This is a genomic window from Mesorhizobium sp. M8A.F.Ca.ET.021.01.1.1 (assembly GCF_003998025.1).
Lineage (GTDB): Bacteria > Pseudomonadota > Alphaproteobacteria > Rhizobiales > Rhizobiaceae > Mesorhizobium.
Map to the genome: position 1 here is coordinate 1 of NZ_RZSJ01000029.1, position 21,629 is coordinate 21,629.

The following is a 21,629-nucleotide window of genomic DNA, read 5'->3' on the forward strand; positions in this document are numbered from 1 at the left end:
CAATGGCTGCGCCGGCTCCGGCGCGGCACCGGGTTCCAAGGCGGCGAACTCCCGAATGATGCGGTCCGGCCCGAGATCCTGGAGCAGGTCCAGCTGTCCCTGGCGCGAGGCCTCGGCGCGCCGGTCGGTCAGGTTGACGATCTCGCCCTGGTTGGCGCCTTCAATGGCGGCATGCGGCTGGTCGACGAAACTCTTCAAACCCTCGGACAGCCAATGATAGCGGCGCGCCACCTTGCTGTCGCCGTTCATGCCTTGCTGCACCACCACCCAGTCGCCGTCGTCGGTGACGATGAAGCCATGCAAATAGAGGTCGAAACCGTCCTGGACGGCGGCGCTGTCCACCTTGGCGACCAGCCGGCTGGCGGTTGCCAGGCGCGCGCCGTCGAAGCCGATACGCTCGCCGATGGCGGCTAATTCATGCGGGGTTTTGCGCGAATGCGCGCCACGGCCGCCGCAGACATGAATGCCAAGCTCGCCCGACAGCGGCGTGAGACCGCGTTTCAAGGCGCCGACGACGCTGGTCGTGATGCCGGACGAGTGCCAGTCCATGCCCATGACGGCGCCGAAGGACTGGAACCAGAACGGATGCGCCAGCCGCCGCAGCAATTCATTGCGGCCATAGTGATGGATGATCGCCTCGGACATGACGGCGCCGAGACGCGTCATGCGATCGCCCAGCCATTTCGGCACACGTCCGCCGTGAAGGGGAAGATCAGCACTGCCCGATCGTTGCGCCACGTCCTTGCCTGCTCCGGTGCCCGCGAATCTCAGACAAATAGGTATCCCGGAGCGCACACGGAAGCACTGAATGGTCGCACCCGGCCCGATCGCGAACGCAAATGCGCTCTGCTATCTCACCACGCGCTTCTCGAGCTTGCGGGCCAGAGTGCGGCGATGCAGGCCAAGCCGGCGCGCGGTTTCGGAGATGTTGAAGCCGGTTTCGACCAGCGTTTCGTGGATGCGCTCCCATTCCAGATTCTTGATCGAGGTGGGCCGGGAGGAGAGCGGTACGGAAACATCGCCCTCGGCCCGGCCGAAGGCGGCTTCGATGTCATCGGTGTTGGCGGGTTTCGCCAGGTAATGGCTCGCGCCGAGCTTGATCGCCTCGACAGCCGTGGCGATGCTGGCAAACCCCGTCAGCACGACAATCCTGATCGAAGCATCGCGGGCGCTGAGCAGCTTGACGCACTCCAGTCCGGATCCGCCGGCTCCAAGCTTGAGGTCGACGACAGCGTAAGCCGGAACAGTTGTTTCGAGGGCGCTAAGCAATGCTTCCCGGTCGTGGCAGACGACGACGTCGTAATCGCGCTTTTCGAAGGAGCGCTTCAGCGTTTTGGCGAAGGTGGCGTCGTCCTCTACGATAAACAGGGATCGATCAGGCCTCACGATCATCTCCATCGGTCAGCGCCGGAAGTGGCAGCGAAAGAGTAACACAGGCGCCCTGTTCCATGTTGCGCGCCGAAAAATCGCCTCCCAGTTTCCGGACCACGTTCATGACGAGGAACAGGCCAAGACCGCCGCCCGGCCGTCCCTTGCTCGACATATAGGGTTGGCCAAGTGCTGCCAGAATACCCTCGTTGAAACCCGGCCCGCGATCGCGCACGGAAATCACCAGCTTGTCGCCCTGCCGCTCGGCGGTGACGCCGACCCAATCCTGCGATGCTTCCTGGGCATTGTCGAACACGTTGAAGATGACCTGCTTCAGCGCCGTGTCGGATACGATCTGCTCGTCCGGGTCGAAATCGTTCTTGTATTCCAGCTTGAATGGCTGGCGACTGATGCGCCATTCCTCGACCAGATCGTCGAGGAAACCGCGAATGGTCGTGCGTATCGTTCCCTCGCCCCTCGCCTGGCCGGAAGACATCAGGATCCCGGACACGATGCGCTTGCAGCGCTCGATCTGGGCCTGCATCTCGGCCATGTCGGCCGCCATTTCGCGGTTGCGCGTGAGCGTGCGCATCTGGCGCCAGTCGGACAGGATGACGGATATCGTGGCAAGCGGCGTGCCGAGTTCGTGCGCGGCGCCGGAGGCCAGCAGGCCCATGCGCACGATGTGGTCCTCCTCGGCCGAGCGCTGGCGCAGATCGGCGAGATAGGCGTCGCGCTCGCGCAGATTGCGGTTGATGCGCGTCATGAAGATCACGATCAGTCCGGCCGCCAGCACGAAGCAGATGAACATGCCCCTTATATGCAGGGACAGGAGATCGCTGCCGCCATGATGCGGGATCGCGATCGGCTGGAAGAGGAAGATGAGGAAGACGAAGCAGGCCGACGCAGCCGCCACGAGGATCCAGGTAAACCTTGGCGTCAGCAGTGCCGCGCCAAGCGTGATCTGCAGGAGATAGAGCGATACGAACGGATTGGACGCACCGCCGCTCAGGTAAAGCTGCGTCGTCAGTGCCGCCATGTCGAAGATGAGCGCAACGAAGAGCTGGGTGTTGCTGATAGGCCTGATACCGCGCAGGACCAGCAGGCTGAAGATGTTGAGGCCCAACAGGAAAAGCACCACGCCGGCCATCTCCGCCAGCGGCAATGGGATATCGAACCAGTATTCCGTCGCCAGAATGGTGAGCACCTGACCCGCCACCGCCAGCCAACGCAGTTGGATGAGCAGGAACAGGTTCTTCCTGTTCGTTGCATCAGGGTGCGATACTGCCCCGTTCTTGCCGGCTAGGGATGCCGCCACCAGGGATTTGTCATGATGAAGCGCTTGCGTGGGGACGCTCATCTCGCGGGTCCTCGCCGTCGGCCGTGGCCGATCATCGGCCTGGCCAGGGCAATGGCGAGCATCGCAGCGAGCGCGAACCAGGTCAAAGCATATGCCAGGTGGCTGTTGCGGAAGGTCACGACGGTCAAGCCGCCGCGCGGCCAGCCCTCCATGCGTGACGCTTCCGCATCGACGAAATAGGGAGCGACATTGCTCGTCAAGCCGTGCGCGGTTGCTATGGCGGCGACGTCTCGCGAATACCAGCGATTGCCCGTGGTGTCGTTCTTGCGCAGGAAGCCGCCGCCGGGTTCGCTCATGCGCAACAGGCCGTCGATGACGGCCGGCGCCGTTGGGCCGCCTCTCTCCCGTTCGAACTCAGTCTTGCGCCCCAGGGGAATGAAGCCGCGGTTGACCAGCACGACGAAGCCACGGTCGGTCCGCATCGGCGTCAGCACCCAATAGCCGCCGCCAAGCTCGGTCACCGCCTGCACAAGCGTGTTGGCGCCGCCCTGGTAGCGTCCCGCCAATCGCACATGGCTGTATTCGTAACCGGCCGCGGTGATGCCGTTCCAGCTCTCCGGGCCAGGCGCATCGACAACCGGGGCATGAATGCGTTGGTCGACACGAGCGATCAGGTCGAGCTTCCAGACCCGCCTTTCCAGTTGCCATATGCCGAGCCCGGCAAACACCAGCACGCCGAGGAGCCCGAGCAGTACAAGGACAAGGCGCGACACGGACGACCTGCCGCCGCGCTCTTGCAGGACGGGACGCGGGCCGATGCCTGTTTGTCCGATCGCCTCGATGGTGGTCCTCCCAGAGCCCGCCGGGCTCATGGCATCTCGCGCATGTCGTGCAGCCCGGGCATCATGTTGGCGTTGAGATGGTACATCACCCAGAGCGAACCGGTCAGCACGATGACAACCAGGATCAGCGTGAAGATCAGCGCCAGCATCGACCATCCGCCTTCCGAGGCGGTGTTCATATGCAGGAAGAAGACCATGTGGACCACGATCTGCACGACCGCGAAGGCCATGATGACGATGGCCGTGGCCTGCTTGTCATCGATGACGCCGCTCATGACCAGCCAGAATGGAATGGCGGTCAGGATCACCGACAGGATGAAGCCGATCAGATAGCCCCGGAGCGATCCGTGTGCTGCCCCACCATGGGCGTGGCCGTGCCCCTCGGCATGATCGTGAGCGCTCATCGCAACATCCCCATCAGATAGACGAAGGTAAAGACGCCGATCCAGACGACGTCGAGGAAGTGCCAGAACATGCTGAGGCACATCAGCCGGCGGCGGTTGGCCTCGATGAGACCGTATCTCGCGACCTGGATCATCAGCGTCACCATCCAGACGATACCGAAGGTCACGTGCAGGCCGTGCGTGCCGACGAGCGTGAAGAAGGACGACAGGAAAGCGCTGCGCTGCGGCGTGGCGCCTTCATGGATCATGTGCGCGAATTCGTAGAGTTCGATCGACAGGAAGGCCAGGCCGAACAGCATGGTCACGGCAAGCCAGGCTTGTGTCGCCGCGACGCGCCCCTTGTCCATGGTCAGCATGGCGAAGCCATAGGTGATCGAGGAGAAGAGCAGCATGGCGGTGTTGACCGCCACCAGATCGAGGTCGAACAGGTCCTTGGGCGCGGGCCCGGCCGCATAGTTGCCGCCAAGCACGCCATAGGCGGCGAACAACATCGCGAAGATCAGACAGTCGCTCATCAGGTAAAGCCAGAAGCCGAGCATGGTTGAGCCGCCTTCGGCGTGCGATGCTCTTCTTCCAGGTGGAAGACCGGTTCGGTGTCGGCAGTGATTGCCGTCGATGTCATGCTCAAACCCTAACCCTGAGCGGCGAGGAGCGTGGTCCTCGTCTTCTCCGTCTGCGAGACTTCGGCCGCCGGAATGTGGAAGTCGCGGTGATAATTGAAGGTATGGCCGATCGCCGTGGCGATGAGGCAGACGAAGCTCAGCGCCGCCAGCCACCAGATGTACCAGATCAGGCCGAAGCCGAGCGCGACGCTGAAGGCGGCTAGGATGATGCCGGTCCCGGTGTTGCTGGGCATGTGGATCGGTTTGAAGCCGGCGAGCGGCCTGATGTAGCTGGCCTGCTTCATGTCCCACCAGGCATCGTTGTCGCGAATAACCGGCGTGAAGGCGAAATTGTAGGCGGGCGGCGGTGAGGAGGTCGACCATTCGAGCGTGCGGCCGTCCCAGGGATCGCCGGTCGGATCGGCAAGCGCCCCACGCCTGCGGATGGAGACGAAGATCTGGATCAGGAAGGCGGCGATGCCGCAGGCGATCAGCACCGCGCCGAAGGCGGCGATGACGAACCATATCTGCAGCGAGGGATCATCGAACACACGCATGCGGCGCGTCACGCCCATCAGGCCGAGGATGTAGAGCGGCATGAAGGCGAACCAGAAGCCGACCACCCAGCACCAGAACGAGACCTTGCCCCAGAACGGATCGAGCTTGAATCCGAAGGCCTTGGGCCACCAGTAGGCAATGCCGGCGAACAGGCCGAACAGCACGCCGCCGATGATGACATTGTGGAAGTGGGCGATCAGGAACAGGCTGTTGTGCAGCACGAAGTCCGCCGGCGGCACGGCAAGCAGCACGCCGGTCATGCCGCCGACAACGAAGGTGAGCATGAAGGCCAGCGTCCACATCATCGGCAGTTCGAAGCGGATGCGGCCGCGATACATGGTGAACAGCCAGTTGAATATCTTCGCCCCGGTCGGGATCGAGATGATCATCGTGGTGATGCCGAAGAAGGAATTGACGCTGGCGCCGGAGCCCATGGTGAAGAAGTGGTGCAGCCAAACAAGATACGACAGGATGGTGATGACCACCGTGGCGTAGACCATCGAGGTGTAGCCGAACAGGCGCTTGCCGGAGAAGGTCGAGGTGACCTCGGAAAAGACGCCGAACAGCGGCAGGATGAGGATGTAGACTTCCGGGTGACCCCATATCCAGATGAGGTTCACATACATCATCGGGTTACCGCCGAAGTCGTTGGTGAAGAAGTTGGTGCCGACATAGCGATCGAGCGCGAGCAGCGAGAGCACCGCCGTCAGCACCGGGAAGGAGGCGACGATCAGCACGTTGGTGCAGAGCGACGTCCAGGTGAAGACGGGCATGCGCATCATCGTCATGCCGGGCGCGCGCATCTTGATGATCGTGCAGATCAGGTTGATGCCCGACAGCGTCGTGCCGACACCCGCCACCTGCAGCGCCCAGATATAGTAGTCGACACCGACGTCGGGACTGTAGCCGATGCCGGAGAGCGGCGGATAGGCAAGCCAGCCGGTGCGGGCGAATTCGCCGACGAACAGCGAGGCCATGACGAGGATGGCGCCGCCGACCGTCATCCAGAACGAGAAACTGTTGAGGAATGGGAAGGACACGTCGCGCGCCCCGATCTGCAGCGGCACGACGAAGTTCATCAGCCCGGTGACGAAGGGCATCGCCACGAAGAAGATCATGATGACGCCGTGGGCGGTGAAGATCTGGTCGTAGTGATGTGAGTTCAGGTAGCCCTCGGAGCCGTTGAAGGCGATGGCCTGCTGGAGCCGCATCATGATGGCGTCCGAGAAGCCGCGCAAAAGCATGACGAGGCCGAGCACCATGTACATGATGCCGATCTTCTTGTGGTCGACGCTGGTGAACCATTCGCGCCACAGATAGGTCCAGAGCTTGAAATAGGTGATCGCGCCGAGAAGCGCGATGCCGCCGAGCGCCACAGCGACGAAGGTGGCGACGACGATGGGTTCGTGCAGCGGCAGCGACTCCAAGGTGAGGCGGCCGAAAATGAATTTGGTCAGCGTATCGGGCATCGGCTGTCTCTCACAATTCACGCCGCAGCAGGCCGAGAGGCGGCGTATCCGCCTCGGCGCTGCGGCTGTCTGTTCCTGGCCGGAGCAGCCCCGCCCCGCGAAGCGGCGACAGGTTCTTCGCCGGCCAATAGCTCGGCCAGGCATCGCGCGACGCGCGTGAGACGGCAGCCGCCTCTTCCGCCGTGCAGATGCTGGCGACATAGGAGGGGTCGTTTCCGAACACCGCGCCACGCCGCGCGAGCTTGTCGTATTGCAGCGGCAAGGTGTTGCGCACACCGGCAAGACCGAGACCACCCTTGGCGTCGATCGACATCATCTCGTTCATGCACATCTTACCGCGCTCGACGCACAGATTGAGGATGGCGCCATAGAGGTTGGGATCGACGGAGGCGTAGTGCCGGACCGGTTCGTTCTCGCTCGGCTTTTCGAGTTCGAGATAGCTGTCGCGGTTGAGCGCCGCCGACGCGGTCCTGGCCTGTGCCACCCACTGGTCGAAGGCCTGGTCGGACAGGCCGTGGAAGGCGAAACGCATGCCCGAAAAGCCGGCGCCGCTGTAGTTGGCGGAGAAACCGCTATAGGTGCCCGGCCGGTTGATGACGGCGTGCAGCTTCGTCTCCATCGCCGGCATCGCGTAGATCTGTCCGGCAAGGGCTGGGATGTAGAAGGAATTCATCACCGCCGACGAGGTGATGCGGAAATCGATCGGCTGGTTGACCGGCGCCGCCAGCTCATTGACGGAGGCGATGCCGTAATCGGGATAGATGAAGAGCCATTTCCAGTCGAGCGCCACGACCTCGACCCTGAGGGGCTTGTGAAGCTGAGTGACGGGCTGGCCGGGTTCGATCCGGTCGATGCGGCGGTATGGGTCGAGCAGGTGGGTGCCGAGCCAGGTCAGCGCACCAAGGCATATGATGATGAGGAGCGGTGCCGCCCAGATCACCAGTTCCAGTTTCGTCGAATGGTCCCAGTCCGGCGCATAGGTCGCCGAGGCGTTGGATTGCCGGTAGCGCCAGGCGAAAAAGACCGTCAGCGCCATAACCGGCACGATGATGATCAGCATCAGCAGGGTCGAGACCACCAGCAGGTCGCGCTGCTGGGCCGCGACATCGCCCGCCGGCGCGAGCACGACCATGTCGCAGCCGCTCAACAGCCCGGCCAGGGAAAGCAGAAGCAAGGCTCCAAATCGTTTCATCAGACACTGCCCTCGATGGATCGCCGCAGCGCGTTGCGATGTTGCAGTGCGGTATCGACAGAGGGCTACTGCCGGCGACGGCACGGTGACATTGGACAATTTGTCCAATGCCCAGCCGGGCCGGGTCTGGCGCAGTGTGCATTGCACAATGGGATTGCTACAAATGCGTCCCGGGTATTTCATCCACGCGGTGGCGACGGACAAGATGGCTCAGACTTCGACTGCCGAAACAAACAGCGAGTTGATCGGCTCGCATCATGGCCAGGTCAGCGCGGGCGATATCGCGGTCGGCGTGATCGTGGGCAGGACGTCGGAATTCTTCGACTTCTTCGTCTATGCGATCGCGTCCGTCATCGTGTTCCCCAAGCTGGTGTTTCCGACGCATGATCCGCTCGTCGGAACGCTCTACTCCTTCGCCATCTTCGCGCTGGCCTTCATCGCCCGTCCCTTCGGCTCCGTCCTGTTCATGGCGGTCGATCGCGCCTACGGTCGCGGTGCGAAATTGACGATCGCGCTGTTCCTGCTCGGCACCTCGACCGTCGCCATCGCGTTCCTTCCCGCCTATGGCGATATCGGCGCGCTCGCGATCTGGCTTTTGGCACTGGCCCGCATCGGGCAGGGCGTGGCGCTCGGCGGGACGTGGGACGGCCTGCCCTCGCTGCTGGCGCTGAACGCGCCACGGAACCGGCGCGGCTTCTATGCCATGATCCCGCAACTGGGGGCTCCGATCGGCCTCATCGTGGCCAGCGCTCTCTTCGCCTTCTTCGTCGCCAACCTGTCGGCCGACGACTTTCTTGCCTGGGGTTGGCGCTATCCCTTCTTCGTCGCGTTCGCCATCAATGTCGTGGCCCTGTTCGCCAGGCTGCGCATTGTGGTGACGCCCGAATTCTCGAAACTGTACGAGAGCGGCGACCTCCAGCCGACGCGCATAAGGGACACGATCAGGGCCGAGGGCCGCAATGTCGTTATCGGCGCCTTCGCGCCGCTGGCGAGTTTCGCCCTGTTCCACATGGTGACGGTGTTTCCGCTCTCCTGGGTGTTCCTGTTCACCAATGAGGGGCCGGCGCGCTTCCTGGCGATCGAGGCGGTGAGCGCGCTGTTCGGCATCGCCGCCATCGTCGCGTCAGGCCCGCTCGCCGATCGTGTCGGACGCCGCGCGCTGCTCGGCGGTTCGGCGATCGCCATCGCGACGTTCAGCGGCTTTGCCCCGCAGCTGCTGGATGGCGGCACCGTTGGCGAGGCCCTGTTCATGGTGCTGGGCTTCATCCTGCTGGGGCTGAGCTTCGGGCAATCGTCGGGTGTCGTCGCATCGAGCTTTTCGCGACAGCATCGCTATACCGGTTCGGCGATAACCTCGGATCTCGCCTGGATGTTCGGCGCCGGCTTCGCGCCACTCGCGGCATTGCTTTTGGCCGGCAATTTCGGCCTCATCGCCGCGGGCGCCTACCTGCTTTCGGGCGCGGCCTGCACCTTGCTTGCCTTGTGGATCGATGGACGGCGTTCGGCCGCGGACCGTCCGACCGACTGAACGCTCTATGGCGGCGAGGGTCAGCGAGCGTCGCAGGGCGGCTGCCCCGCCGGTCAGCGGAACATCGAACCGCCATCGACGTCGAGCGCCGCGCCATAGACGAAGCTCGCGGCGTCGGAGCACAGGAACAGGATCGCGGCGGCCATGTCGTCGGGCCGGCCCATGCGGCGTATGGGCAGATTGGCTGCGATGCGGTCCTTGAGGGCCGGGTCGATGTGGGAATGCATCGGCGAATCGGTCGGCCCCGGATTGAGGGCGTTGATGCGCACCGCCTTTCCCGCCAGTTCGCGCGCGACCGACTTCACCAGCGACAGCGTGCCGGCCTTCGAGGCCGCATAGGCCGTGTCGGCGATAAGGCCGCCACCGCCATGCACGCCGGCGTCCGATGCCACGCAGACGATGTTTCCCCCGCCGCTGCCCTGCATGCGCTGCACCGCGCCTTGGACCGTGAAGAAGGTGCCCAGCAAGTTGACGCCCAGCACGCGCTGCCAGTGCGCCCAATCCTGGTCGGGGATTCGCTTGGCGGTGATAATCGCGGCACAGGTGACGACATTGTCGAGCCGCGCCAGCCTGGCATCGCAATAGTCGAACATGCGCCCGATGCTGTCGGGATCACCCATGTCGGCCACCACCTTGTGCGGCGTCCCGGCCATCCCGCCCAGCTCTTCATGGCGCCTTGCAAGGCCGTCCGCATCACGGTCGCACATCACGACCTCGGCCCCCTTGGAGAGGAATGCACGGGCGGTTTCGAAACCCATGCCGCTTGCGGCACCGGTCACCAGCACAGTCTTGCCGGCAAAGCTGTCCGGGGCAAATGTGGCGTATGCGTCGATCATGATTTCTCCATGAGATCGAAAGAGGGATGGCCAGCCGTAGGCGAGGCCTGTGACGTTGGCGCGAGCCGGTTCAGGCCTTCAGGTGCAGCGTCACCAGCACTGTACATTCGGCGCCGCTGTCGAACCTTGCCGCGACGCGCAGCCAGTTGCCGAAATGGGCTAGCCGCGCCATCGCCACGGCGTCGCGCTCCTTTGGCATCGGAAACTCGGTGCCCTCGCGCAGCCAGTGCATGCCGTCCGGCGAGACCTCGACCCATGCCGTGGCGATGGGGCCGACGGGTTGCTTGAGCGCCCGCACGAAGAAGATCGCCTCGCGCGCCCATCCCGCCTCGTAGGGCTCGCTGGCGGCTTCGCCACGCCAGCGTTCGTTGCGGGAGACGACCGCGGTGATGTTCTCGGGCAGCATCAGAAATCTCCCGAGATGCAGATGGAATCGACGTAGAGGAAGGCTCGTTTGGCGACGTCGGTTTCGGCGAAAAGGCCGAAGTTGAGCATGCACCACAGGTTCTTCATCGCCGGGATGCGGATCGAATCGAAGCCCGAGAGATCAAAGCTGCGATCGTTGCACCTGAGCCCGAGCGCCGTCATCGTCGCCAGATCGAAATCGAAGCACAAATACGTCCAGTTCACCTTGGTGGGGATTTCGTTGTAGCACAGACGCTGCGATCCGCCGGGAAGATCGACCCAGCCCTCCGGCGACAGATGGTAGTGGCTGATCGTCTTGTTGTCGGTGCCGATCGGGGTGATCCTTTCGGTCTCGCGCTTGTACTGCCATTTCTGCAGATGCTGGCCGTCGAGCGCGTTCAAGAAGCGCAGATGCGGCATGACGCGATCGTTGTTGCCGTCCTGGTCCCCGCCCTGCAGATCGAAGAGGAGGCCGACGGAGCGCACGTCGGTTTCGGACAGCTTCAGCGTGTTGGCCTCCGGCTTGAAGGTAAAATAAATTTCGAAACGGATCGGCCCGCGTTTGCGGAATGTGTGGCGTTTGATGGCGACGTTGCGGGCGCCCGCCACCGGTCGCGTCGCGATCTTGAGGGCATAGGACGAATCCATCCCGCCATGCGAGCCCGCGTCCCAGTGGGCGAGCGTCGACAGCATCGCGCTGGTGTGCTGCGCGTAGCCCGGCAGCATGGTGTCGAGATCGTCCTCGTAGTTGCCGACAAGCTGCGACCAGCCGCAATGACCGCGCGCGAAATTGTCGAACGACAATATCCGCGGCAGCGGATCGAAACGGCTGAGCGCGGGGTCCGCGCGCAGCAGCGCCAAGCGCATCGCCTCGGTCAGGTCGCCGGTCTGGTCTGGAGTCTGGTTCTTCATCTGGTCTTCGGCCTCATTCGGCTTTCAGTTTCTTGACGGCTTTCCAATCGATTTCGATGCCGAGCCCGGGTTTTTGCGGGACATCGAGCGTGCCGTTCTTCTGCCTGACGCAGCCGGGCGCGAGATCGGCCAGATGCGTCTTGAACGGGCTGACATCACACTCGCATTCCATCACGCCGAAGTTCGGCATAGCGGCTGCCAGGTGGACGCTTGCGGTCTCGCAGACGATGCCGGACATGCCGATATGCGGAGCGTAGCGGACGTCATGCGCGGCGGCGTATTCGGCCATGCGGCGCGTCTCGGAGATGCCGCCGGCGCGCGCCACGTCCGGCTGCAGCACCGATAGCGTGCGGTTGGCGATCAGGCGTTGCGCCTGGTCGAGGGTGAAATTGCTCTCGCCCCCGGCCAGCGGTACGTCGCAGCGCCGACGCAATTCCTCATAGCCCTGCTCGTTCTCCGGCTGCAGCGGCTCCTCGAACCAGAAATAGCCATTTGCCGAAAGCGCGCAGCCGACCTCTACGGCCTCGTCCAGATTGTAGGCCCAGTTCGCATCGACACAGAGCCCGATCGCGTCTCCGGCCCGCTTGCGGATGCGCTCGATGCGCTTGCAGGCGTCCCGCACAGGGCGTGCCATCTTGACCTTGATGCGTGTAAAACCCTCGGCGACGTAGCGGTCGAGTTCAGCGTCGGCGGCTTTGTCGTCGACCCAGTTGACGGCCGCCGCGTAGACGTCGATGCGATCACGTCCGACGCCGCCAAGAAGTTTGGCGATCGGCTGTCCGGTTGCCTTGCCCAGTATATCCCATAGCGCGATATCGACGCCGGCGATGGCCTCGATCAGCATACCGCCTGCCCTGCCCGACAAAGCGCGGCGCATCGACTGCCACAAGGCGCCGATGTTGCGAGCGTCCTGGCCGAGCAGGCGCGGCCTGAGTGAACTTTCGATCAACTCGACATAGGCCTTGGGTGAAAATCGCGCCAGGGTTTCGCCGACCCCGCCAATGCCGTCGGTGGTGCGCACTTCGACCAGAACCAGCGACACCTTTTCGTAGACGCCCCATGACGTGACCGTCGGCCTGGGCAGCGTCTGACTGAGGGGATGGGCTATCACCTCGGCAATCTTCAGCGGCCCGGCCACGGTTGGATCGCTCATGCGCATCGATACCAGACTTCCCTCGTCCCTGCGGATGGCTCGTCATAACGCTCACTTATAAACTTAGCAACCAGAAAACTTAGTTGCTATGTTTGGGACAATCGTGCTAGGCAGCCAAAAGAGGATCCCGAATGGCCACAGAAGCAGCACGCAAATCGATTTTCGCCGTGAAGCCCGCGAGCCCATCACGCCTCGCGGATGGGGTCTCAGATGCAATCGCAGCGGCGCTGTTCGACGGGCGCATCGCCCCTGGCGAGGCGTTGCCGCCGGAAGGCGAGATCGCCCGGGAGTTCGGCGTCTCCAAGCCGATTGCACGCGAGGCGCTGCGCCAGCTGACCAGCGCGGGCCTGGTGTCGACGCAGCAAGGCAAGGTCGCGCGCGCCAAGGCGCTCAGTGGCGAGCCTATGGACCGCATCTATGCCTATGCCGTCCGTTCAAGCCTGACGCGGCTTCAGGAAGCCAACGAGATGCGCCGGGTCATCGAGGTCGGCATCGCCCGGCTTGCCGCCGAGCGCCGCGATCCGCGGGGGCTGGACCTGATGCGCCAGGCTTTGCTCGACATGCGGGCCGGCATTGGCAAGCCGGGTGATTTCACGCAGGCCGACATCATGTTCCACCTCGGCCTCGCGACAGCCACTGGAAATTCCATGATCCGCATCCAGATGGAAGGGATGCGTTCGGTCCAACGGGAGGTTTCGGAGCTGTTCTCGCGGCGCTCCAATCGCAGCGAGGCGGATTGGCGCGCCACCGTCGAACGGCACCAGGCGATCCACGACGCGATCGCGGCGGGCGACACCGACCTCGCGGACCGGCGCATTCACGAACACTTCGACGCGGCCGACATCGCTTCGTTCGAGGTCGCCGACAAGCTCGGGGAGCCGTCGCCGTGAGCCAGGACCGTTTTTCCATTGCCGGCCGTCGGGCGCTGGTCACCGGCGCCAGCTCCGGTATCGGGCGCGCGGTTGCGATCGCCCTTGCCCAGCAGGGGGCCACGGTCGCGCTGCACCATTTCGGCGACGCCGCTGGCGCGCGCGACACGGCTGCGGCCATCGGTCCCGGCACCGTTGTGCACGAGGCCGATTTCACCGACAGCAGGGCAATGTCGGCCTTCGCGGACGAAGTCGGCGACGGCGCCATCGACATCCTGGTCTCGAACGGCGCGATCGAGCGGCGCCGTGCCTGGGACGAAGTCGACGAAGCGCATATCCAGGCACATGTCGCGGCCAACTTCACGGCCCTGCTCACCTTGGCCACGCGGCTGGTTCCAGCCATGGCAAAGCGCGGATGGGGGCGCGTGGTGGCGACCGGCAGCGTGATGGCGAGGCGCCCGCGCGCCGAAACGATCGTCTATGCATCGCTGAAGGCCGCGCAGCTGACGGCGGTGCGCGCCATGGCGCGTGACGTCGCACCGCATGGCGTCACCATGAATGTGGTATCGCCCGGCGCGATCGAGACGGATGCGACCGCCGAGCGTTACCGGGACGCCGCTTTCCGCCAGGCGGTTGCGGCGAAGATTCCCGCCGGACGCCACGGCCAGCCCGATGACGTCGTCGGCGCGTTCGTTTTCCTGTGCAGCGATGCGGCCCGCTACATCACCGGTGCCGACATCCCCGTCGATGGCGGTTGGACGATCGGTGACGCGCCCGGTGCCTTGCCAGGAGCGGCAGCATGACCACACGCCGCCGGCCAGGCCATTGATATCGCGCCCACAGTTGTTGAGTGACCATCAGCGTTTCGGGAGGAAATCATGAAGACCGCAATCAAGCTCGCACTATCGGCCGTGGCGCTGTGCGCCCTATCGGCACAGTCGATGGCCCAGGAACTCCGGATGACGGTGTGGACCGGCAACGAGGCCCATCTCAAGATGCTGAACGGCATCGCCGCGGGTTTCATCGCCAAGCACCCGGGCGTCACGGTGAAGTTCGAGACCGTTCCGGTCGCCGACTATACGCAGAAGCTCACCTTCCAGGTCGCCGGCGGTAACGCCCCCGATATCGCCTGGATGATGGAAGATGCCGCACCGGCGTTCGAGAACGCCGGCCTACTCATGGACATCGGCCCGACGCTGAAGGCGACCGAGGGATACAATTTCGAGGATTTCTCCGAGCCGGCGATGGCGCTCTGGCAAAAGGACGGCAAGGTCTACGGCATGCCGTTCTCGACCTCGCCTTTCCTGATTTACTACAACAAGGACATGTTCGACAAAGCGGGTCTCGAAGACCCCAACCAGCTTGCCGCGAAAGGCGAGTGGAACATGCAAAAATTCCAGGAGGTCGCCAAGCAGGTCACCGACGCCAATCCCGGCAAATGGGGCTTCGAGTTCAAGGACGGCGAAGGCTATGCATCGCGCATGACGCACGCCTTGCTGCCACCCGTGCGCGCCTATGGCGGCGATCTGTGGGCCAACGGCCAGTGCGGCCTGGACAAGCCGGAAGCGGTGGCCGCCGTCAAGCAGCTCCACGACATGGTGTTCAAGGACAAGTCGATCGTGCCGCCGGGGGAACAGGGCGACTATTTCTCCGGCAATTCGGCGATGACCGTGAACCAGATCTCACGGGCCTCGAAGATGCCCGAGGCGGGTTTCAAATGGGGCATTGCTCCGCTGCCTTCGGGACCGGCCGGCGAGGCTCCGGTCATCGGCCAGGCCGCGCTGACCATCTTTGCATCGGGCAAGAACACGGAGCTCGCCGCCCAGTTGGTCGCCGAGATGACCAGCAAGGACAATGTGGCTGTCATGGCGCAGTTCTTCCCGCCGGCCCGCAAGAGCGTTCTGGAGAGCGACGCCTTTGTCAATTCCAACAAGCTGATCCCGCCGGAACAGATGAAGAGCGTGGCCGCCGCGATCGTCAACGGCCGCGTCCATCCCTCGCATGAGCATGTGCCGCAGATCTTCGCGGCGATGGCGCCGCGCGTCGACGCATTGTGGCGGGCCGACGCCAATGTCGAAGAGGCGCTGAAGGGCGTCTGCGCAGCCATCCAGCCGCTGCTCTGACAGGGGCTCCGCTTCGTGGCCGGCAAGGCATTCCGGGACAATGCGGCGCGCGCTGCGGGCGCGCCGTGGCTGACCTTGAAGACCAGGGAAATGCTGGAAGCGTGGCTGTTCGTCAGCCCGACGCTGATCGGCTTCCTGATCTTCTTCCTCGGCCCGCTGGTCGCCATTTTCTACTATTCGACGACCGAGTGGAACCTGCTCAGCCAACAGGCGACGTTCGTCGGGCTCCGCAATTTCCACAACGTCCTGCTGGAGAACCCCGACTTCTGGCATGTCGTGCGCAATTCCGTGATCTTCGCGCTGGGGCTCGTGCCCCTGAACATGGCATTGGCGCTCTCGCTTGCGCTGGCGCTGTCGCGGCCGTTCTTCGGCGTCGTCTTCTTTCGCACGGTATTCTTCGCGCCGGTGGTCACGTCGGCGATTGCTTGGGCGATCGTCTGGAAATTCATGCTGCAAGGTGAAGGCGGCGCCGTGAACCAGATGCTGGCCTGGATCGGCATAAACGGTCCGAACTGGCTGCGCGAGCCCAACTGGGCGATGGCGGCGGTCATCGTCACCCGCGTCATCAAGATGGTCGGGCTCAACATGATCCTCTACATCGCGGCGCTGCAGTCGATACCGCGCGACTACGAGGAAGCGGCGACGCTGGAAGGCGCTTCGCGCTGGCAGGTCTTCCGCATGATCACCTGGCCGCTGCTTGCGCCAACGACGCTCGTCATCATGGTTCTGACGACGATCGGGTCGTTCAAGGTGTTCGACCACATCTACCAGATGACCGGCGGCGGCCCGGAAAACGGCACGCTGGTACTGGCGTTCTACATCTACCAGCAGGGCTTCAAATTCTTCAACGTCGGCTACGCGGCCGCACTGGCGCTGATCATGTTTGTCATCGTCATGGCGCTGACCCTGGTGCAGGTGATGCTGCGGCGGAGGGATATGGAGTGACCGCGCGCCGGACCGAAATCCTCTATCGTATCTGCTGGACCGTGGCCCTGCTGCTGCTGGCGGTGCCCTTCGTGTTCCCGTTCCTGTGGATGATTTCCGGTGGCTTCAAGAGCACCACCGAAATCTTCGGCACGCCGACCTTGATCCCGCGCGTCTGGCGCTTCGAGAATTTTGTGGAAGTGTTCACCTATCAGCCCTTCGCGCGGCAGTATTTCAACTCGCTCTACATTGCCGCGACGGTGACGGCGTTGACCCTGTTCATCGCCTCGCTGGCGGGCTATGCGCTGGCGCGCATCCGTTTTGCGGGTGCGGGCCTTTTGATGCTGTTCCTGGTGATGGCGCTGATGGTGCCGGAAGAGGTCACCATCATCCCGAACTTCTTCCTGATCCGCGCCATGGGCCTGATCGACACGCACTGGCCGCTCATCCTGCTGCCGGTCTTCGGCCCGCAGGGCGTGGTGGCGACGTTCCTGATGCGCCAGTTCTTTCTGGCGCTGCCCAAGGAACTCGAGGATGCCGGCAAGATGGATGGACTATCGCGCTTCGGCGTCTGGTTGAAGATCGCGCTGCCCATGTCGCGGCCGGCGCTTGCCGCGGTCGCGATCATCACTTTCCTGCATTCGTGGAACCTGTTCCTCGAACCGCTGATCTTCCTCAGTTCGCTGGAGAAGTTCACGCTGCCGCTGGCGCTGTCAAATTTCAACGACAGCTACGGCCTGCCCCTGTGGAACCTGCAACTGGCGGCGACGAGCCTGGCGGTGGTTCCCATCCTCATCATCTATCTGATCGCCCAGCGCCAGATCATCGAGAGCTTCGCCCTCTCCGGCGTCAAGGGATAAGGGACGTCATGACAAAGGTTCTGCTCAAGGACATCCGCAAGAATTTCGGCACCGTCGAGGTCATCCGCGGCGTCGATCTCGAGATCGAGGATGGCGAGTTCGTGGTCTTCGTCGGTCCGTCGGGATGCGGAAAGTCGACGCTGCTGCGGCTGATCTCCGGCCTCGAGCACATCAGCGACGGCGAACTCCACATAGGCGGCCGCCTGGTCAACGAGGTGCCGGCGGCCAAGCGCGGCGTGGCCATGGTGTTCCAGTCCTACGCGCTTTATCCGCATCTGACGGTCCGCGACAACATGGGTTTCGGCCTCAAGGTCCGCAAGGTGCCGGCCAGCGAACGCGCCCGCCGTGTTTCGGAAGCCGCCGCGACGCTGAAGCTCGAACCGTTGCTCGACCGCTTTCCGCGTCAGTTGTCGGGCGGACAGCGTCAGCGCGTGGCCATCGGCCGGGCCATCGTCGGCAATCCGGACGTCTTCCTTTTCGACGAGCCGCTCTCGAACCTCGATGCCGAACTGCGTGTCCACATGCGCTCCGAGATCGCGGCGTTGCACCAACGCCTGTCGACGACGATGATCTATGTGACCCACGACCAGATCGAGGCCATGACGCTTGCCGACAAGATCGTGGTGTTGCGCGACGGCAGGATCGAACAGGTCGGCTCGCCCCGCGACCTCTACGACAGCCCGCGGACCATCTTCGTCGCTCAGTTCATCGGCAGCCCCAAGATGAACATCCTGCCACTTGCCGACGGACAGCCGATCGCGCTTGGCGCGTCGGTCCCCGCGACGGCCACGTCGGTCGGCATTCGACCCGAGCACCTGTCGCTGGGCCAGCCCTCGAACAGCACGTTGCGCGGCAAGGTAGGGCTGGCGGAATATACCGGCGCCGTCACGCTGCTCCATGTCGCGCTGGATGGGGGGCAGACCTGCCTCGTCATCCACAATCAAGGACCGGCGCCCGAAACCGGCGCCGAGGTCGGCCTGCGGGCCGAATCCGGACATCTGCATTTCTTCGACAAGGAAGGACGGGCGGTCTGATATCTGCCGCGCGATCAAGCAGCGCGACGCTCCTGCGATCCGTGCCGTACGATCTATCCCGCCGCCAGCGCCGTGACTTCCCGCCGAAACGGCAATGCGTCGCCGATGTCGGGTTCGTCCAGCTCGCGGGCGAAGCGGTGGCCGGCATAGGTTGCCCATGCGATGGGCCCCGGTGCTTCGGCGTCGCCGATGACCTTGACCGAACGGATGCCATTGTCGGCCCACTCGTTTTCCCGGACCTTGAGATCGCGCCAAACGGCGTCGTCCTGATTGCGAGAGGTGACCAGGACGACGGCGTCCGCCGCCAGATTCTGCGTTGCGCCGGTGTAGACGCAAGCCGTCACGACACCGCCAGAAGCGACACTCACGACGCTCCTGTTGAGCACGACATCGACCCCGAGCTCCGCCAGGCGGCGGTGAATGGCCCCCTGCTCCAACGTGTTGCGGGTCCAGTCCGAGACATAGGCCGATGGCGTCACCAAGGTCACCTTCGTTCCCTGACGGGCCATCAGCTCAGCGAGTACGCCGCCCATGTAGTAGTGGTCGTCGTCGAACAGCACGACCTTGCCGGAAGGGACCTTGCCGTCCATCAGATCGTCAGGCGTGTAGACCGGCATCGCGCCGTCGATCGGCATCGGCACGATATGGGCACGCGCGACGCCATCGCGGCGCCACGTCGATCCGGTGGCGATGGCGATGTTCTGGAAGCCGAAGGACAGGATGTCATCCGCCGTCAGTTGGCTTTCGAAATAGATGTCGACATCAGGCATCTGGCCGAGCTGATACTGCCGATAGTCGCGCACCCTGCCCCAGGCCGACAGGCCCGGAAGTTTGCTTTCGCGCGCCACGCGCCCGCCAAGCTCGGTACCTGCTTCCGCGATGGCCACCTTGTAACCGCGCAGGCCGAGCGCACGCGCGGCCTCCAGTCCGGCAGGCCCGGCGCCGACGATCAGCACGCTGTCGCTGTCGCCCTTGGCCTGCATGCGCTCCGGATGCCAACCCTTGCGCCATTCCTCCATGAAGGTCGGGTTTTGCGTGCAGCGCGAGATCGACATGGTCATGTCGCCGGTGATGCAGATGTTGCAGCCAATGCATTCGCGGATGTCCTCGATGCGGCCCTCCTCGACCTTCCTCGGCAGGAAGGGATCGGCGATCGACGGGCGGGCGCAACCGATGAAGTCGAGCGTGCCTGACCTGATCATTCTCACCATCACGTCGGGCGAGGTGAAGCGGCCGACGCCGACGACCGGCTTCGAGGTCAGCTTCTTGATGCCCGACACCAGGTTTTCCTGCGCCGCCTCGTCCTTGAAGCGCGACGGGCCGGAGCAATCCTCCCAGGCGCCGTGCGCGAGATCCCACAGATCAGGCAGGTCGGCATGCATCTCGATCATGTCGCGGACTTCCGAATTGGCGAAGCCGAGCTCGCCGATCATCTCATCCAGCGACAGCCTGAGCGTCAGGCCGCAGGTGTCGCCGATCGCGTCGCGCCCTTCCTCGATCAGCTCGCGCATCAGCCGCGAACGGTTTTCCAGCGAGCCGCCATATTCGTCGCCGCGCTGGTTGGTGGCCGTCGACAGGAAATGCTGGATGATGCCGAAACCGTGCGCGCCATAGAGGCATACCAGGTCGAAACCCGCCTGCTTCGCGCGTTTGAAGGCATTGCGGTGCCAGCGACGCAGGTCGCGGATATCCTCTCTGTCCATGGCGCGTGCCTGCACCGGATCGTTGGTGAAGGTGCGGATCGGCAGGGCCGACGGCCCTCGCGGCACCTCCTTGGTGTAGAGGTTGGGACCGTTGATCCCGGAATAGGCGAGCTGGATGCCGGCCAGCGCGCCGTGTTCGTGCATGGCTCTCGCCATCTTGGCCAAGGCGGGAATGTCGGCGTCGTCCCATAGCCGCAATTCGATGAAGGGCGTGATCTCGGAAGTGTGGTGCATCTCCGTCTGCTCGGTGAAGATGACGCCCCATCCGCCTTCCGACTTGATGCGGCGCATCTCGGCCGCGGCCGACGGATCTCGATAGCCGCCGCCATTGCAATGCGGAACCTGATAGAAGCGGTTCTTGGCCGTTACCGGACCTATCTTCATCGGCTCGAACAGGATGTCGTAGCGTGGGTCGCGCATGGTGCTTCCTCCGTGCAGGCCCGGCACCGCCGGTCTCGCCGAGACTACTCATAGATTGGAGCCGGCGCGGGAAAACTACGGATTTCTTCTGCGCCGATTAGGACGCGCCTAATCGCGCGCCGGCGCGGATTAGTCTGTGTTGAACCGGGGCTGAGTGAAATGCGACTTCAGGGCATTGGCGGCATGGTGCTAGACAGCCAGGACCTCACAGCGAGACTGGAACATGGACAGTATCAGGATACTCGAAAGGCTGATTGCATTCCCGACGGTGAGCCGCGACTCGAACCTCGACCTGATCGGCTATGTGACCGACTTGCTCGAAGCGAACGGCGTTGCCTGCCAGATCGTCCGCAGCGCGGACGGACACAAGGCCAACCTCTTTGCCACCATCGGCCCGGCCGACCGGCCCGGTGTCATGCTGTCGGGCCACACCGACGTCGTTCCCGTCGACGGCCAGAACTGGACGCTGCCGCCGTTCGAAATGACCGAGCATGACGGCAAGCTTTATGGACGCGGCGCTGCGGACATGAAGGGTTTTGTGGCCTGCGCGCTCGCGGCCTGCGTCAAGGCCTCCAAGATGGCGCTTCGGACGCCGCTGCATCTGGCGCTCTCCTATGACGAGGAAGTCGGCTGCCTGGGCGTGCGCGACCTGATCGAAGTGCTGAGCGCGGCGCCGCAACGCCCGCTGCTGTGCATCGTCGGCGAGCCGACCAACATGCGGGTGGCGACCGGGCACAAGGGCAAGCTTGCCGCTCGCGCCATCTGCAGGGGACGCGAAGGCCATTCGGCGCTCGCCCCGCTGGCGCTCAATGCCATCCATCTCGGCTGCGATTTCGTGCGCGCCTTGCGTGACGAACAGGAGCGGCTGGCCCGTGACGGCGCCCGCGACGGCGACTACGACATTCCCTACACGACGGTGCATGTCGGCAAGATCAATGCCGGCGTCGCGCTCAACATCGTGCCCAACCTGTGCCAGGTCGATTTCGAGATCCGCAACGTTGCCGCCGACGATGCCGCCGGCATTCTCGACAGGCTGCGCATTACCGCGGCGCGCATCGCCGAGGACGCCGCTTCGATCGCGGCCGAGGCCGCGATCGAAATCGAGATCACCAATACCTATCCGGGCC

At 63.9% G+C, this 21,629-nt stretch carries 20 protein-coding genes and 1 pseudogene; 8 read left to right on the forward strand and 13 right to left on the reverse strand.

Features of this window, described 5'->3' with window-relative positions:
- The 8 genes and pseudogenes from EOA36_RS04885 to cyoA form a co-directional block, all read right to left on the reverse strand.
- Window positions 1–738, reverse strand: a 738-nt coding sequence (locus tag EOA36_RS04885) for a DUF763 domain-containing protein (RefSeq protein WP_127275828.1), incomplete at its 3' end; no start/stop codon positions are given.
- Between the two features lie 111 nt (window positions 739–849).
- Window positions 850–1,386 (reverse strand): response regulator transcription factor, encoded by a 537-nt coding sequence (locus tag EOA36_RS04890; RefSeq protein WP_189343529.1) that lies wholly within the window; start codon window positions 1,384–1,386, stop codon window positions 850–852.
- Entirely contained in the window at window positions 1,376–2,728 is a 1,353-nt protein-coding gene (locus EOA36_RS04895; RefSeq protein WP_127275830.1) for an ATP-binding protein, read from the reverse strand. Before EOA36_RS04895 ends, EOA36_RS04890 begins: the two co-directional genes overlap by 11 nt.
- Entirely contained in the window at window positions 2,725–3,540 is an 816-nt protein-coding gene (locus EOA36_RS04900) for an SURF1 family protein (protein ID WP_127275831.1), read from the reverse strand. Before EOA36_RS04900 ends, EOA36_RS04895 begins: the two co-directional genes overlap by 4 nt.
- Window positions 3,537–3,914 carry a cytochrome o ubiquinol oxidase subunit IV gene (gene cyoD, locus EOA36_RS04905; protein WP_127275832.1) on the reverse strand — a complete coding sequence of 126 codons (378 nt, stop codon included), beginning with the start codon at window positions 3,912–3,914 and terminating at the stop codon, window positions 3,537–3,539. Before cyoD ends, EOA36_RS04900 begins: the two co-directional genes overlap by 4 nt.
- Window positions 3,911–4,536 (reverse strand): annotated as a pseudogene (cyoC, locus tag EOA36_RS04910) (cytochrome o ubiquinol oxidase subunit III). The gene cyoD and the pseudogene cyoC overlap by 4 nt, the downstream one beginning before the upstream one ends.
- A 9-nt stretch (window positions 4,537–4,545) precedes the next feature.
- Window positions 4,546–6,543, reverse strand: coding sequence for a cytochrome o ubiquinol oxidase subunit I (gene cyoB, locus EOA36_RS04915; protein WP_127275833.1), 1,998 nt, complete (start codon window positions 6,541–6,543; stop codon window positions 4,546–4,548).
- Window positions 6,544–6,553: 10 nt separating this feature from the next.
- Complete coding sequence (gene cyoA, locus EOA36_RS04920) at window positions 6,554–7,735, reverse strand: ubiquinol oxidase subunit II (RefSeq protein WP_127275834.1); 1,182 nt, start codon at window positions 7,733–7,735, stop codon at window positions 6,554–6,556.
- A 205-nt stretch (window positions 7,736–7,940) separates the two neighbouring features.
- Between cyoA and EOA36_RS04925 the strand changes: the two genes are divergently transcribed.
- Window positions 7,941–9,263, forward strand: coding sequence for an MFS transporter (locus EOA36_RS04925; protein ID WP_127275845.1), 1,323 nt, complete (start codon window positions 7,941–7,943; stop codon window positions 9,261–9,263).
- Between the two features lie 53 nt (window positions 9,264–9,316).
- On the opposite strand, the gene EOA36_RS04930 is transcribed toward EOA36_RS04925, so the two are convergent.
- The 4 genes from EOA36_RS04930 to EOA36_RS04945 form a co-directional block, all read right to left on the reverse strand.
- Window positions 9,317–10,099, reverse strand: coding sequence for an SDR family oxidoreductase (locus tag EOA36_RS04930; protein WP_127275835.1), 783 nt, complete (start codon window positions 10,097–10,099; stop codon window positions 9,317–9,319).
- 70 nt (window positions 10,100–10,169) lie between these two features.
- Window positions 10,170–10,505 carry a hypothetical protein gene (locus EOA36_RS04935; RefSeq protein WP_127275836.1) on the reverse strand — a complete coding sequence of 112 codons (336 nt, stop codon included), beginning with the start codon at window positions 10,503–10,505 and terminating at the stop codon, window positions 10,170–10,172.
- Window positions 10,505–11,371: a DUF6772 family protein gene (locus tag EOA36_RS04940; protein ID WP_127275846.1), complete on the reverse strand. Its 867-nt coding sequence runs from the start codon at window positions 11,369–11,371 to the stop codon at window positions 10,505–10,507. The genes EOA36_RS04935 and EOA36_RS04940 overlap by 1 nt, the downstream gene beginning before the upstream one ends.
- 58 nt (window positions 11,372–11,429) lie before the next feature.
- The gene (locus tag EOA36_RS04945) at window positions 11,430–12,569 is read right to left on the reverse strand and encodes a mandelate racemase/muconate lactonizing enzyme family protein (RefSeq protein WP_245464248.1); all 1,140 of its coding nucleotides are present in this window, start codon (window positions 12,567–12,569) and stop codon (window positions 11,430–11,432) included.
- Between the two features lie 131 nt (window positions 12,570–12,700).
- Here EOA36_RS04945 and EOA36_RS04950 point away from each other — a divergent pair, with 131 nt between their 5' ends.
- The 6 genes from EOA36_RS04950 to EOA36_RS04975 all read left to right on the forward strand — a co-directional run bounded on the left by EOA36_RS04950 (window position 12,701) and on the right by EOA36_RS04975 (window position 18,379).
- A complete protein-coding gene (locus EOA36_RS04950) occupies window positions 12,701–13,459 on the forward strand; it encodes a FadR/GntR family transcriptional regulator (RefSeq protein WP_127275838.1) in 759 nt (252 codons plus the stop codon).
- Complete coding sequence (locus EOA36_RS04955) at window positions 13,456–14,241, forward strand: SDR family oxidoreductase (RefSeq protein WP_127275839.1); 786 nt, start codon at window positions 13,456–13,458, stop codon at window positions 14,239–14,241. The genes EOA36_RS04950 and EOA36_RS04955 overlap by 4 nt, the downstream gene beginning before the upstream one ends.
- A gap of 75 nt (window positions 14,242–14,316) precedes the next feature.
- The gene (locus tag EOA36_RS04960) at window positions 14,317–15,561 is read left to right on the forward strand and encodes a sugar ABC transporter substrate-binding protein (RefSeq protein WP_127275840.1); all 1,245 of its coding nucleotides are present in this window, start codon (window positions 14,317–14,319) and stop codon (window positions 15,559–15,561) included.
- A 90-nt stretch (window positions 15,562–15,651) separates the two neighbouring features.
- On the forward strand, window positions 15,652–16,506 hold the full coding sequence (locus tag EOA36_RS04965; protein ID WP_127275847.1) for a sugar ABC transporter permease: 855 nt from the start codon (window positions 15,652–15,654) through the stop codon (window positions 16,504–16,506).
- Window positions 16,503–17,345 carry a carbohydrate ABC transporter permease gene (locus tag EOA36_RS04970; protein WP_127275841.1) on the forward strand — a complete coding sequence of 281 codons (843 nt, stop codon included), beginning with the start codon at window positions 16,503–16,505 and terminating at the stop codon, window positions 17,343–17,345. Before EOA36_RS04965 ends, EOA36_RS04970 begins: the two co-directional genes overlap by 4 nt.
- An 8-nt stretch (window positions 17,346–17,353) precedes the next feature.
- On the forward strand, window positions 17,354–18,379 hold the full coding sequence (locus tag EOA36_RS04975) for an ABC transporter ATP-binding protein (RefSeq protein WP_127275842.1): 1,026 nt from the start codon (window positions 17,354–17,356) through the stop codon (window positions 18,377–18,379).
- 53 nt (window positions 18,380–18,432) lie between these two features.
- Here EOA36_RS04975 and EOA36_RS04980 read toward each other — a convergent pair whose 3' ends face one another.
- Entirely contained in the window at window positions 18,433–20,502 is a 2,070-nt protein-coding gene (locus tag EOA36_RS04980; protein ID WP_127275843.1) for an FAD-dependent oxidoreductase, read from the reverse strand.
- Window positions 20,503–20,725: 223 nt separating this feature from the next.
- Here EOA36_RS04980 and argE point away from each other — a divergent pair.
- On the forward strand, window positions 20,726–21,629 hold a 904-nt coding region (gene argE / locus EOA36_RS04985; protein ID WP_127275844.1), incomplete at its 3' end, for an acetylornithine deacetylase.